The sequence below is a fragment of the Lysobacter capsici genome, assembly GCF_014779555.2.
Lineage (GTDB): Bacteria > Pseudomonadota > Gammaproteobacteria > Xanthomonadales > Xanthomonadaceae > Lysobacter > Lysobacter capsici.
Window position 1 is genome coordinate 2,009,012 of record NZ_CP094357.1, and the last position, 13,196, is coordinate 2,022,207.

12 protein-coding genes are annotated in these 13,196 nt (G+C 68.7%); all 12 read right to left on the reverse strand.

The genetic code is table 11. From position 1 onward, the window contains the following. Nucleotides 1-44: 44 nt before the first annotated feature. The 12 genes from IEQ11_RS08380 to uppS all read right to left on the reverse strand — a co-directional run bounded on the left by IEQ11_RS08380 (nt 45) and on the right by uppS (nt 13,030). Nucleotides 45-674, reverse strand: a complete 630-nt coding sequence (locus IEQ11_RS08380; protein WP_148650284.1) for a hypothetical protein — start codon at nt 672-674, stop codon at nt 45-47. A 276-nt stretch (nt 675-950) separates the two neighbouring features. Next, nucleotides 951-1,526: a ribonuclease HII gene (rnhB, locus tag IEQ11_RS08385; RefSeq protein WP_057923489.1), complete on the reverse strand. Its 576-nt coding sequence runs from the start codon at nt 1,524-1,526 to the stop codon at nt 951-953. A gap of 112 nt (nt 1,527-1,638) precedes the next feature. After that, a complete protein-coding gene (lpxB, locus tag IEQ11_RS08390; RefSeq protein ID WP_228464635.1) occupies nt 1,639-2,871 on the reverse strand; it encodes a lipid-A-disaccharide synthase in 1,233 nt (410 codons plus the stop codon). A gap of 8 nt (nt 2,872-2,879) precedes the next feature. Then, the gene (locus IEQ11_RS08395) at nt 2,880-3,374 is read right to left on the reverse strand and encodes a hypothetical protein (RefSeq protein WP_191821911.1); all 495 of its coding nucleotides are present in this window, start codon (nt 3,372-3,374) and stop codon (nt 2,880-2,882) included. 10 nt (nt 3,375-3,384) lie between these two features. Beyond that, nucleotides 3,385-4,173: an acyl-ACP--UDP-N-acetylglucosamine O-acyltransferase gene (gene lpxA, locus IEQ11_RS08400; RefSeq protein WP_191821912.1), complete on the reverse strand. Its 789-nt coding sequence runs from the start codon at nt 4,171-4,173 to the stop codon at nt 3,385-3,387. Between the two features lie 19 nt (nt 4,174-4,192). Continuing rightward, nucleotides 4,193-4,648 (reverse strand): 3-hydroxyacyl-ACP dehydratase FabZ, encoded by a 456-nt coding sequence (gene fabZ / locus IEQ11_RS08405; RefSeq protein WP_036113701.1) that lies wholly within the window; start codon nt 4,646-4,648, stop codon nt 4,193-4,195. A gap of 187 nt (nt 4,649-4,835) precedes the next feature. Further along, nucleotides 4,836-5,864 carry a UDP-3-O-(3-hydroxymyristoyl)glucosamine N-acyltransferase gene (gene lpxD, locus IEQ11_RS08410; protein ID WP_191821913.1) on the reverse strand — a complete coding sequence of 343 codons (1,029 nt, stop codon included), beginning with the start codon at nt 5,862-5,864 and terminating at the stop codon, nt 4,836-4,838. A 26-nt stretch (nt 5,865-5,890) separates the two neighbouring features. Beyond that, the gene (gene bamA, locus IEQ11_RS08415; RefSeq protein WP_036113770.1) at nt 5,891-8,365 is read right to left on the reverse strand and encodes an outer membrane protein assembly factor BamA; all 2,475 of its coding nucleotides are present in this window, start codon (nt 8,363-8,365) and stop codon (nt 5,891-5,893) included. A 128-nt stretch (nt 8,366-8,493) separates the two neighbouring features. After that, a complete protein-coding gene (rseP, locus tag IEQ11_RS08420; RefSeq protein WP_191821914.1) occupies nt 8,494-9,858 on the reverse strand; it encodes an RIP metalloprotease RseP in 1,365 nt (454 codons plus the stop codon). Between the two features lie 7 nt (nt 9,859-9,865). After that, nucleotides 9,866-11,104, reverse strand: a complete 1,239-nt coding sequence (dxr, locus tag IEQ11_RS08425) for a 1-deoxy-D-xylulose-5-phosphate reductoisomerase (protein ID WP_191821915.1) — start codon at nt 11,102-11,104, stop codon at nt 9,866-9,868. A gap of 286 nt (nt 11,105-11,390) precedes the next feature. After that, nucleotides 11,391-12,263 carry a phosphatidate cytidylyltransferase gene (locus IEQ11_RS08430; RefSeq protein ID WP_036113709.1) on the reverse strand — a complete coding sequence of 291 codons (873 nt, stop codon included), beginning with the start codon at nt 12,261-12,263 and terminating at the stop codon, nt 11,391-11,393. Further along, on the reverse strand, nt 12,260-13,030 hold the full coding sequence (gene uppS / locus IEQ11_RS08435) for a polyprenyl diphosphate synthase (RefSeq protein WP_191821916.1): 771 nt from the start codon (nt 13,028-13,030) through the stop codon (nt 12,260-12,262). The genes IEQ11_RS08430 and uppS overlap by 4 nt, the downstream gene beginning before the upstream one ends. Nucleotides 13,031-13,196 lie beyond the last annotated feature (166 nt).

A 13,196-nucleotide genomic window follows, 5' to 3' on the forward strand; every position in this document is an offset into this window, starting at 1 on the left:
TCCTCTTTTTTTTGAAAAAAAGCCAACGGATTCGCCCTTGCGTTTCACGCCACCCGAAACACCGGTTCCGGCGTGCGTCCATTGACGTAATGGCTGTCGCTGACACGCGCCTGGTGCTGCAGCAAGGCCAGCTCGGCCAGACGATCGCGCACCCAGGCCGCGCGCTGCTGCGCCGCATCGCCAACGGGATGTTCGATCCGCCGGTACGCGCAGAAATCGCGGAAATCCTCGGCTTCGGCGGCGAACGCCGGCCACGCCAGTTCGATCAGCAGCACGTCGTCGAGCAGGCCGAGCAAGGGCACGCGGTCGGGAATCAGGTCGTCGCCGTCGTCGACATAAGCGAACAGTCGGTCCAGGCGGCGCCGCAGGGCCGGGTCGCAATCCCAGGCCTCGTCGGCGGCCATCGCGCGCAGGTCCTGCAGGCATTGCAGGCGCTCGTCGATCGCCCGCCGCGCCTCGCTGGCGGGCAGCGCGGTCAACCAGCTGGCCAGGCGGTGCAGACGCGTGGCGTCGACGCGCGCGGCATCCGGGTTGAGTTCGTGGACCAGGGCGTCGAACGCGGCGATCGCCGCCGGGGTGATCGCCATCGCCGGTTCGAACGGCGGCAGATGCCGCGGCAGCGCGCTGTCGCGTTCGAACGGCAGCGGTTCGGGTGTGGGAGTGGGGTGAGGCATGCGCATGGAACACCTCGCGTCCGGCCGATGGATGGCGGCGGTGCGTGTCGCGGGCCGGGAGGGCGACGCGGACCGGGGCGCAGTCGAGCCGCGACTGCGATGCTGCGACTATGGGCCTGATCGAAGTGTGAGCGCGAGCGCTTGAAGTCGCTGTGACCCATGGCACGGGTAGCGCGTTCAGCCGGCCGCGGGTCGCCGCGAAGGGAACTCGGCGGCCGCGCGCGCCGCGGAACTGGCGCTCGGAACATCGGCGGCGCGCAGGCCGCGGCCCGGCGCTCAGAACAGCGGCAGGTTTTCCATCGCGACCCGCACCGGGGTGAAACTGCGGCGGTGATGCGGGCAGGGGCCGTGCTGGCTCAGCGCGGCCAGGTGGGCGGCGGTCGGGTAGCCCTTGTGCTGGTCGAAGCCGTAGTGCGGGAAGCGTTCGTGCAGGCTGCACATGGCGCGGTCGCGCGCGACCTTGGCCAGAATCGAGGCGGCCATGATCGACGGCTCCAGCGCGTCGCCGCCGACCAGGGCTTCGCCGCGGCAGGGCAGGCCCTTGGGCAGGTGGTTGCCGTCGACCCGGACCAGATCGGCCTGCGGCGCCAGCGCCACCACCGCGCGGCACATGCCGAGCATGGTCGCCTGGAAGATGTTGACCCGGTCGATCTCCTCGACCTCGACGAATTCGATCCGCCAGGCCAGCGCGCGTTCGAGGATCAGCGGGTACAGCGCCTCGCGCCGGGCGTGGCTGAGTTTCTTGGAATCGTCCAGGCCGTCGATCTTGCGGCGCGGGTTCAAGATCACCGCCGCGACCGAGACCGGGCCGGCCAAGGGCCCGCGTCCGGCTTCGTCGACGCCGGCGATCAGGCGCGGCTTGGCCCGCGCCGGGCGTACCGCGGCCTCGGCCGGGCGCTGCGGCTCGGCGGGCGGTGCATCCGGAGCTGGCGGCGGAAACAGGCTGTCCACGGAAGGCTCGGGTTCAAGGCGCCGGCGAGGCGGCAGCCGCATTCTCGCCGATCAGCTCGATGATCGCGTCGGCCGCGCGCGCCGAGGCGTCGCGCTTGAGTTCCAGGTGGATGCGCTGGAATTTGGGCAGCAGCGCCGCGCTCGCGGCCGGGTCGCGCAGCCAGCGCAGGCAGGCGCCGGCCAGATTTTCCGGGGTGCAGTCGTGCTGCATCAGCTCGGGCACCAGCACCTCGCCGGCCAGCACGTTCGGCAGCGCGTAGTGATCGACCTTGAGCATGCCCATGCGCTTGGCCATGAAATAGGTCGCGCCCGACAGCTTGTAGGCGACCACCATCGGCCGCTTGGCCAGCATCGCTTCCAGGGTGGCGGTGCCCGAGGCGAGCAGGACCACGTCGCTGGCGACCATCACCGTGCGCGCGCCGCGATCGACGATGCGCAGCGCCCGGCGCAGGCGTTCGCCGTCGGGATGGGCGGCGAGGATGCGTTCGAACGCCGCGCGCGAGGCCGCGTTGGCCATCGGCGCGACCACGCCCAGGCGCGGTTCGGCCGCGACCATCAGCGCGGCGGCGGCGATGAAGTCGCCGGCCAGACGCTCGATTTCGCCGACCCGCGAACCCGGCAGCATCGCCAGCACCGGCGCTTCGTCGTCCAGGCCGAGGTTCATGCGTGCTTCGTCGCGGTCGGGATGGATCGGCATCGCGTCGGCGAGCGGATGGCCGATGAAACGCGCATCGACGTTGTGCCTGGCGTAGATCGGCGGCTCCATCGGAAACAGGCACAGCACCCGGTCGGCGCTCAGGCCGATGTTCTGCGCGCGTTTCTCGCGCCAGGCCCACACCGACGGGCTGACGTAATGCACGGTGCGCACGCCGCGCTGCTTGAGCCAGCGCTCGACGCCGAGATTGAAGTCCGGCGCGTCGATGCCGATGAAGGCGTCGGGTTTCCAGTCGAGCACGCGCTGGCGCACGTCGCGGCGCAGGCGCAGCAGGCGCGGCAGATGCTTGAGCACTTCGGCCAGCCCCATCACCGCCAGTTCGCCGGCGTCGAACCAGGTGTCCATGCCGGCCGCGCGCATCTGCTCGCCGCCGATGCCGACGAATTCCGCGCCGGGATAACGGCGCTTGAGTTCCTCGATCAGGCCGGCGCCGAGCAGGTCGCCGGAGGCCTCGCCGGCGATCAGGGCGAAGCGCGGCGGCGGCGGGGGCGCGGCCGGGAAGATGTCGTCGATCGGATTGGTCGTGGTCATGGGGCTCGTCATGGGGCGTAGTGACGTTCCAGTTCGGTTTGGTACTGCGCGCGATCGAACACGAATCGCAGCGGCGCGCCCGGGGGGAAGGCGCTTTGTGCCGGATTTTCGCCCGGATGAGGGGCGAGCATGGGGCCTTGATCGTCCTCGAAGGTGATCTGCCGCCACACGACGTGATCGCCGTCGAATTCCAGCACGCAGGAAATCACGCCGCAGTAGTCGCTGCCGCAGTGGCAACGGTAGAGCACGTGGCGGCCGCTGCCGTTCTGGTTGCACGAGGGGTCGCGGCCGAGAAACAGCGCCAGGCCGCGCGCGCGCAGCGCTGGCGACTGGGCCGGATCGAGATCGCTGCCGTAGTTGCCCAGGTCGCGTTTGATCCCGAGCCAGTGCGCGAGCGGACGATCGTCGATGAAGATCTCGGTCACGTCCCAGCGATGCGGGACCTTGTCGATCAGGTCCTCGGCGACGGATTGCCCGATGCGCAGCCGATGGACCGCAGTCATCGCAGCGTGCTCAGCGCAGCAGCGGCCGGTCGCCGTTGCCGATGAAGTCCAGCAACGCGCGCACGTCCGGGCTGTCGGCGGCCATGTCCTCGAGCTTGGCGCGCGCCTCGTCCAGCGGCGCGCCGGATACGTACAAGGTGCGGTACGCGCGCTTGATCGCGCTGATGCGCTCGGCGTCGAAACCGCGGCGCTTGAGCCCTTCGCTGTTGATCCCGCGCGGCCGGCCGTAGCCGTCCTGGGCGACCATGACGAACGGCGGCACGTCGCCGTTGACCAGCGCGCCCATGCCGATGAAGGCGTGCGCGCCGATCCGGCAGAACTGATGGATGCCGGAGAAGCCGCTCATGATCACCTGATCCTCGACCACGACGTGGCCGGCCAGGGTCGAGTTGTTGGAGAACACGCAGCCGTTGCCGACCTGACAGTCGTGGGCGACATGGGTGTAGGCCAGCAGCCAGTTGCCGTTGCCGATGCGGGTGACGCTGCCGCCGTTGCCGGTGCCGCGGTTGACGGTGACGAACTCGCGGAACACGTTGTCGTCGCCGATCTGCAACGCGGTGCGTTCGCCGGCGAACTTCTTGTCCTGCGGGTCGCCGCCGATCGCGCACTGGGCGTAGAAGCGGTTGTTGCGGCCGATCGTGGTCGGGCCGTGGACCACGCAATGCGGGCCGAACACGGTGCCGTCGCCGACTTCGACCTCCGCGCCGATGTAGACGAACGCGCCCACCACGACGCCGTCGCCGAGTCTGGCGCCGGGTTCGACGAAAGCGGTGGGATGGACGCTCGCGTTCGTGTTCATCGAGTGGGCACTCATCGAATCAGTCCTTGGCCTCGGCGCACATGATGTCGGCGCAGGCGGCGACCTGGCCGTCGACGCGGGCCACGCCGGTGAACATGGCCATGTTGCGGATCATGCGCTTAAGCGTGACCTCCAGCTCCAGCCGGTCGCCCGGCACGACCATGCGCGAGAACCGCGCGCCGTCGATCTTGACCAGGTAGAACGAGCGCCCGGCGGCGACGCCGCCGTGCGAAATCTGGGTCAGCAGGCCGCCGGCCTGGGCCAGCGCCTCGACCACCAGCACGCCGGGCATGACCGGGTTGCCGGGGAAATGGCCGTTGAAGAAGGGCTCGTTGCAGCTCACGTTCTTGTAGGCCAGCACGCGCTTGTGCGGCTCGAGTTCGACCACCCGGTCGATCAGCAGGAACGGATAGCGGTGCGGCAGCAGCTTCTGGATCGCCGGCACATCGAGCGGGAGTTGCAGGGTCTGGCTCATCTTCAATTCGTCCTATGTCGCATCTGTTGCAGCACCGCGCCGTGCATTGATTCCGGCGTCGGCGTGCGGCCCCATCGTCGGTTGCGCGCGCCGGGTCGAAGCGCGCGTATGCCTATTGTCCCGCAGATTTCCCGACGGGTGGGGCGGCACCGTATGGAGCGCCGTCCCTCAACTGTCGACCGGCCCCCTAGCCGGCGTCGCCGTCTTCGCGCGCGCGCGCGGTGCGCCGCGCGATCGCGTCGAGCTGTTTGAAACGCGCGGCGTTCTTGCGCCAGCTGCGGTTGTCCATCAGCGGCGTGCCCGAGGAATATTCGCCGGGCTCGCGGATCGAGCTGGTGACCAGGCTCATCGCGGTGATGGTGACCTTGTCGCAGATTTCCAGATGGCCGAGCACGCCGGCCGCGCCGCCGATCAGGCAGTAGCGGCCGATCCTGGCGCTGCCCGCGGCGGCCGAACAGCCGGCCATGGCGCTGTGGGCGCCGATGTGGACGTTGTGGCCGATCTGGATCTGGTTGTCGAGGCGGACGTCCTCTTCGAGCACGGTGTCCTCGATCGCGCCGCGGTCGATGGTGGTGTTGGCGCCGATCTCGCAATCGTCGCCGATCGACACGCCGCCGAGCTGCGGCACCTTGAGCCAGCGGCCGGCCTCCATCGCCAGGCCGAAGCCGTCGGCGCCGAGCACCGCGCCGGGATGGATCAGCACGCGCTGGCCCAGGCGCACCCGGGTCACCAGGGTCACCCGCGCGATTAGCTCGCTGCCGGCGCCGACCACGCAGTCCTCGCCGATCACGCAGCCCGGGCCGATCATCGCGCCGGCCTCGATGCGGCTGCGCGCGCCGATGCTGACGAACGGGCCGATGTGCGCCTCGGGCGACACCTGCGCGCTGGGATCGATCACGGCGGAGGCATGGATGCCGGGTTCGCGCACCGGCTTGGGTTCGAACAGCGCCGAGATCTTGGCGAAGGCGGCGTAGGGATCGCGCGCGATCAGCGCGGTGCCGGCATGCTCGCGGGCGTCGTCTTCGCGCATGACCACGATGCTCGCCTGGCTGGCGAGCAGTTGCGCGCGGTATTTGGGATTGGCCAGGAACGCGAGCTGGCCGGGGCCGGCCTTGGCCAGCGTGCCGACGCCGCTTACCCGCGCGTCGGCGTTGCCGTGCAGGCCGAGCGCATAGCGCTCGGCCAATTCGCCTGCTGAGTAACTGAGTTCGTCCACGTCGCCTTGCGGTCCGCAGACCGCGCTCAGAACGTACCGCCGAAGGTGAATTGCAGGCGCTCGAGTTCGTCGCCGCGGTCGAGCTTGGTGGCGCCGTCGGCGCTGTAGATCGGACCCTGCTTCTTGAACGGGAACGCGTAGCTGATCGAGATCGGGCCCATCGGCGAACGCCACATCAGCGCGATACCGGCCGAGGCGCGCAGTTCGCCGGCGTCGAAGGAATCGTAGTCCTTGTAGACGTTGCCGAAGTCGACGAACGCGGACACGCGCGCGGCCGGCGTATCGAGCAGGGTCGGGAAGTACATTTCCAGCGAGCCGGTGGTCTTGAACGCGCCGCCCAGCGGCTGGGCGAAGGTGCTGCCCACGCCCGGCGATTCGCGCGGACCCAGGGTGTTGTCGGTGAAGCCGCGCACCGAGCGCACGCCGCCGGCGTAGAAGTTCTCGAAGAACGGCAGGCCGGTGGCGGTGATCGTTTCCGGCGGAAGCGGGCCGGTGGGACCGTCGCGGTCGATCACGCGGCTGGTGTCGCTGCCGTAGCTGTCGCCGTAACCGAGTTCGGCGCGGGTGTTGAGCACCAGATGGCGCGACAGCGGCCAGAACTTGGAGAAGTTGTAGTTGATCTTGTAGTACTCGACCGTCGAGCCGGGCAGGGTCGCTTCCAGCCAGATGCGCTGCTGGGTGCCGGCGGTCGGGGTCAGCGCGTGGTTGAGGCTGTTGCGGCCCCAGCCGATCTGCGCGCGCCATGCGTGGAAGGTGCGGTGGCCCAGCGCATCGAGGTAATCGATGATGCTGGCCGGCGCGGTGCCTTCGAAGGCCAGGATTTCGTTGCTGTCGATGCCGATCAGGCCGGTCACCGAGTCGGTCTCGGTCAGCGGAATGCCGAGCACGACCTGACCGGTGCCGCTGGTGGTCGAGTACTGCGCGGTGTTGAAGTCGGAGTAGTCCAACTCGCGCCACGACAGGTTGTAGCCCAGCGACACGCCGTCGTCGGTGAAGTAGGGGTTGGTGTAGGAGAAGTCGTAGCGCGACTGGTAGTAGCTGCGCTGCGCCTGCACCGACACGCGGTTGCCGCTGCCGAGGAAGTTGTTCTGCGACAGCTGCACCTGGGTGGTGAGCTTGCCGAGCTGCGAATAGCCCAGGCCGAACACGAAGCTGCCCGAGGTGGTTTCCTTCAGGTTGTAGACGATGTCGACCTGATCGTTGGTGCCCGGGACCGGCTTGCTCTCGACGTCGACCGTCTCGAAATAGCCCAGGCCCTGCAGGCGGATCTTGGAACGGTCGATCGCGGCCTGCGAGTACCAGGTGCCTTCGAACTGGCGCATTTCGCGGCGCAAGACTTCGTCGCCGGTGCGGGTGTTGCCCTTGAACACCACCCGGCGCACGTTGACGCGCGGGCCGGGCACGACCTGCATGTTGATGCCGACGGTCTTGTTTTCGCGGTTCACGTCCGGAATCGGATTGACCTGCGCGAACGCGTAACCGACGTTGCCGAGCGCGGCGGTGATCGATTCGGAACTGACCTCGAGCAGGCGGCGCGAGAAAATCTGTTCGGGCTTGACGATGACCAGCTTCTCGACCTGGTCCTTCGGCAGCACCGTGTCGCCGGTGACCTGCACGCTGGAAACCTTGTACTGCTCGCCCTCGGTGATGCCGGCCGACAGGAACATGTCCTGACGGTCCGGGCTGATCGAGACCTGGGTCGAGTCGATGCTGAAATCGACGTAGCCGCGGTCGAGGTAATAGGAGTTGAGCTTTTCCAGGTCGCCGGAGAGCTTCTCGCGCGAGTACTGGTCGTCGCGGCGGTACCAGCTGAGCCAGTTGTGCTCGCGCGATTCCCAGCCGTTGACGATGTCCTTCTGCTCGAACTTGTCGTTGCCGATCAGGTTGATGTGGCGGATCTTGGCCGCCTTGCCTTCCTTGACGTTGATCGTGATGTCGACGCGGTTGCGGTCGAGGCGGTTCACCGACGGGGTGATCTCGACGTTGTACTTGCCGCGGTTGTTGTACTGGCGCGCAAGATCCTGGGTGACCTTGTCGAGCGCGAGGCGGTCGAAGGTGTCGCCTTCGGCCAGGCCGATTTCCTTCAGACCCTTGAGCAGGTCCTCGGACTTGATGTCCTTGTTGCCGGTCAGGGTCAGCTTGTTGATCGCCGGACGCTCGCTGACGGTGACCACCAGGATGTTGCCCTGGCGGTCGAGCTGCACGTCTTCGAAGAAGCCGGTCTTGTACAGCGCGCGGATGGCGTCGCCGGCCTTGGCCGTGTCCATGGTGTCGCCGCGCTCGACCGGCAGGTAGGTGAACACCGTGCCGGCGGAAATGCGTTGCAGGCCGTCGATGCGGATGTCGCTGACGGTGAACGAACCCGGGCCGGGCGCGTTCGGCGCGGCGCCCCCGAGGGAGAACGGATCGGCCGACTGGGCCAACGCGGGAATCGCCGGGGCCGAGGTCATTGCCGTGGCAAGGGCGAGGGCGAGCAGGCGGCGATTAGGAATTCGCGTCATCATTACGTCCGTTGGGGGCTGGTCTGCCAGCGTGAATGCACGCGGGCATGGGGCGAAGCGGGCCGGTTAGGCGGGGTAGATTAAGGCAGGCGTTGTAGCAAAGCGTTCGTTCGAGCGTCGGGCCGGCATCAGCGCACCAGGTTGTTCAAGATGTCGTTGTAGAACGCCAGGCCCATCAGGCTCGCGATCAACGCCAGGCCGACGAAATGTCCGGCCGCCATGACGCGTTCGCTGACCGGGCTGCCTTTGACCAGCTCGATAAGGTAATACAGCAGGTGTCCGCCGTCCAAGATCGGGATCGGCAGCAGGTTCAGGATTCCCAGGCTCAGCGACAGCATCGCCAGCAGCTGCAGGTACCAGGCCGGGCCGTTGCTGGCATAGGCGTTGGCGGCGCGGCCGATGGTCACCGGGCCGGCGACGGTGTTCTGGATCGAGACCCGGCCGGTGAAGGCGCGGCCGATCATCGCGAACAGCTCGCGGGCCTGGTGGATGCTTTCGCGAAACGCCGCCGGCACCGCGTCGATCGGGCCGTAGCGCAGGACCGCGTCGCGCTTGGGCTCGCCGATGGTGGCCGGCGGCGCCACGCCCAGGCCCCAGAATTCCTCGCCGTTTTCGCGCTTCATGCGCTTGGGCGCGATTTCCAGCGCCAAGCGGTCGCCGTTGCGGGCCACTTCGATCATCGCGTTGCCGCCGCGTTCGCCCAGGCGGCCGACGGCCGGCGCGATGTCGTTCCAGCTGGCGATCGGGTCGCCGTCGATGGCGGTGATGCGGTCGCCCTCGGCGAGCACGCCCCAGGCCGCTTCGCCGGGGCTGACCCGGCCGATCACCGCCGGAATCAGCTGATGGCGGCCGCTCAGGCCCATGACTTCGACCGCGCGGCGCTCGTCGAACGAGGCCGGCAGCTTGGACAGGCGCAGGTGGCGGGTCAGCTGGCTGCCGTTTTCGCTGCGCACCTGCACCGCGACGTCGTCGCGGTCGAGCGCGTGCGGGATCAGCGCCATCTGCACCTCGCTCCAGGTCGGGGTGACGCGGTCGCCGATCTGCAGCACGGTGTCGCCGCGGCGCATTCCCGATTCGGCGGCGATGCCGTTGACGCTGCCGACCACCGGCGCGAAGTCGGGGCGGCCGATCACGAACATGCCCCACAGGAACAGCACGCACAGGATCAGGTTGGCGACCGGGCCGGCGGCGGTGATGGCGATGCGCTGCCACACCGACTTGCGGTTGAACGCCTGCTGCGCGAGCGCTTCGCCGACTTCGTACTCGCGCTCGTCGAGCATCTTGACGTAGCCGCCCAGCGGAATGCGGCCGATCGCGTATTCGGTTCCGTCCTTGCCCACGCGCATCCACAGCGGCTTGCCGAAGCCGACCGAGAAGCGCAGCACCTTGACCCCGCAGCGGCGCGCGACCCAGAAGTGGCCGAATTCGTGCAGGGTGACCAGCACGCCGAGGCTGATGATCAGCCACCACAACGAGCCCAGGATTTCGCTCATGGCTGCCTCAGGCTCTTTGACCGATCGCCTGCTCGGCGTGGCGGCGGGCCAGGGCATCGGCCTCGCGCAGCGCCGCCAGCGAGCTGGCCGGGGTGGACGGGAGCGCGGCGAGGGTGTCCTCGACCAGCGCGGGTATCGCTAGGAAACCGATGCGCCGCTGAAGAAAGGCTGAAACGGCCACTTCGTTGGCGGCGTTGAGCACCGCCGGGGCGGTGCCGCCGGCGGCCAGGGCCTCGAAGGCCAGGCGCAGGCAGGGGAAGGCGTCGAGGTCGGGGCGTTCGAAATCGAGCCGGCCATGGGCCAGCAGGTCGAGCCCGGCGACCCCGGATTCGATCCGCTCCGGCCAGCCGAAGCCCACCGCCAGCGCGGTGCGCATGTCGGGCAGGCCGAGCTGGGCGAGGGTCGAGCCGTCGACGAATTCGACCAGCGAATGGACCAGGCTTTGCGGATGCACCAGCACTTCGATGCGATCGCCGCCGACCCCGAACAGGTGGTGCGCCTCGATGACTTCCAGGCCTTTGTTCATCAGCGTGGCCGAGTCGACCGAGATCTTCGGGCCCATCGACCACTTCGGGTGCGCGACCGCCTGTTCGGGCGTGACCTGGCCCAGGTCCGAACGTGTACGGCCGCGGAACGGCCCGCCCGACGCGGTCAGCAGGATCCGCTTCAGACCGGGCTGCGAGGCCGGGTGGACGGGCTGCGCGCCGCCGGTTTGCGCGGCGCCGTGCTGCGCCACGCGCGATTGCGCCGCCGGCAGGCATTGGAAGATCGCGTTGTGTTCGCTGTCGATCGGCACGATGCAGGCGCCCGATTCGTGCGCGGTCTGCATCAGCAGTTCGCCGGCCAGGACCAGCGATTCCTTGTTGGCCAGCAGCAGGCGCTTGCCGGCGCGCGCCGCGGCCAGGGTCGAGGACAGCCCGGCCGCGCCGACGATCGCCGCGACCACGGTGTCGCAGGCGTCGGACGACACCAGATCGACCAGGGCCTCGTCGCCGCAATGGGCCACGGTGGCAAGACCGCGTTCGCGCAGGCCGTCGCGCAATGCCGCGAAGCCGGCCGGGTCGGCGATCACCGCGTGATCGGGGCGATGGCGTTCGCACAGCGTCAGCAGCGCATCGACCTTGCCGCCGGCGGCGAGCACGGTGGCGCGCAGGGCGTCGCTGTGGCGGGCGATCACGTCCAACGCCGAGGTGCCGATGGAGCCGGTGGCGCCCAGGACGGCGACGTTGCGGGCTGGGGTGGTCATGCGGGGGCCTTGTTCGTGCTTACGACCGAGGCCGGGAACTGACGATGAGGAGCAAAAGCGAACTCCCCTCGGTCCCCCTTCTGCAAAGGGACGGGTCGCCGCGTATCAACCGCGCGCGGCTTATCAGAAGCACGCCAATTACTCGCTGCGTCTGCGTGGTGCAGGCTTTGCAAATACGTCCCGTCCTTTTGCAAAAGGGGGACAGGAGGATTCGCTTTTTTCGCAACTGCGAGCGCCGCGGCGCCAGCAGTCAACGAAAAACCATCGGCTTCGACAAGGCTCATCATCAAAACCCAAAAATCGCCTTGCCCAGCGCGAACACCGGCAGCGCCGCGAGCACGCCGTCGATGCGATCGAGAATGCCGCCGTGCCCCGGAATCAGATGCCCGGAATCCTTCACCCCGACATGCCGCTTGAGCAGGCTCTCGAACAGGTCGCCGACCACCGAGAACAGCATCGCCACCAGCGACACCAGCGCAACCCACGGCAGCTGCGCGGTGGTCGCGCCGGCCAGCATCGAGAAACCCACGCCGGCCGCGACGCCGGCGATGGCGCCGCCGACCAGGCCTTCGACGGTCTTGTTGGGGCTCACCCGCGGCGCGAGCTTGAGCATGCCAAACTTGCGTCCGGCGAAATACGCGCCCGAATCGGCCGCCCACACCACCGCCAGCGCGGTCAGCAGCCACCAATGGCCGACCGGCAGGCCGCCCAGGCCGATCGGGCCCTCGGCGTGGATCCAGGCCATCGCGCACCAGGCCGGGATCACGCTCAACGCGGCCGCGGCGAGCTTGAACATGCGCGCATAGGTGCGGTGATCGCTGGCGAAGTTAAAGCGCTGCAGCCACAGCAGCGCCAGCAGCCACCAGACCACGCCGACCAGCGAGGCGATCTTGAACAGCACCATCGACGGCGCCTGCGCCGCGCCCAGGCCGCTGGTGCGCGAGGCCCACACGATCGCCACCATCAGCGCCATGTGCACCACCAGCAGCACGGTGCGCGACAGGGTGTCCTCGATCTCGGCCAGATCGAACCATTCCCACAGCCCGATCAGGAACAGCACCGCGGTCAGCGCGATCACCCACGGCGTCGACAACAGCAGGATCGCCGCGATCGCGACAGGCGCCATGACCAGCGCGGCAAGCAGGCGGGTTCGGGTCATTTAACAGTCTCGTTGGGCTGGGCGAGAGCGATCTGCGCCCCGGTCAGGCCGAAGCGGCGTTCGCGGCTGGCGAAATCGTCCAGCGCGGTCTGCAGCAAGCCGGCGTCGAGCTCGGGCCACAGCGCTTCGGTGAACCACAGTTCGGTATAGGCCAGCTGCCACAGCAGGAAATTGCTGATTCGGGTGTCGCCGCCGGTACGAATGAACAGGTCCGGCGCCGGCAGCTCGGCCAGCGACATGCGCGAGGCCAGCAGGCGTTCGTCGATCGCTTCCACCGCCAAGGTGCCGGCCGCGACCTCCGCGGCCAGCGAGCGCGCGGCCTGGGCGATGTCCCAGCGGCCGCCGTAACTGGCGGCGATGCTCAGGTGCAAGACGGTGTTGTTGCGGGTCTGGCGCTCGGCCGCGGCCATGCGCTCGCGGATCTTTTCGGAAAAGCGCTCGCGTTCGCCGATGAAGCGCACCCGTACCCCGCGCCGGTCGAGTTCCTCGACCTCGCGCTCGAGCGCATTGAGGAACAGCTTCATCAGCGCGCCGACCTCGTCCTCGGGCCGGCCCCAGTTTTCGCTGGAGAACGCGAACAGGGTCAGCGCCTGGACGCCGCGCGCGATGCAGAAGTCGATACAGACGTTGACCGCGCGCGCGCCGGCGCGGTGGCCGATGATGCGCGGCCGGCGCCGCCGTTCGGCCCAGCGGCCGTTGCCGTCCATGATGACGGCCAGGTGGCGCGGGATGCGTGCGGGCGCGGCGTTGGCGGGCTCGGAAGGCATGGCGCCGATGATGAAGACCTCAGGCTGCGGATGGGACGGCGGAATCGGCGGGATTGGGGCGGGTCGGGCGGCACGGTCCGGGGGCGGGCTCGATCCAGGCAGCCCAGTGCTGGACCCGCACGCCGCGCAGAAGTTCAGTGATCCGAACTCGGCGGGCGCGGGCCCG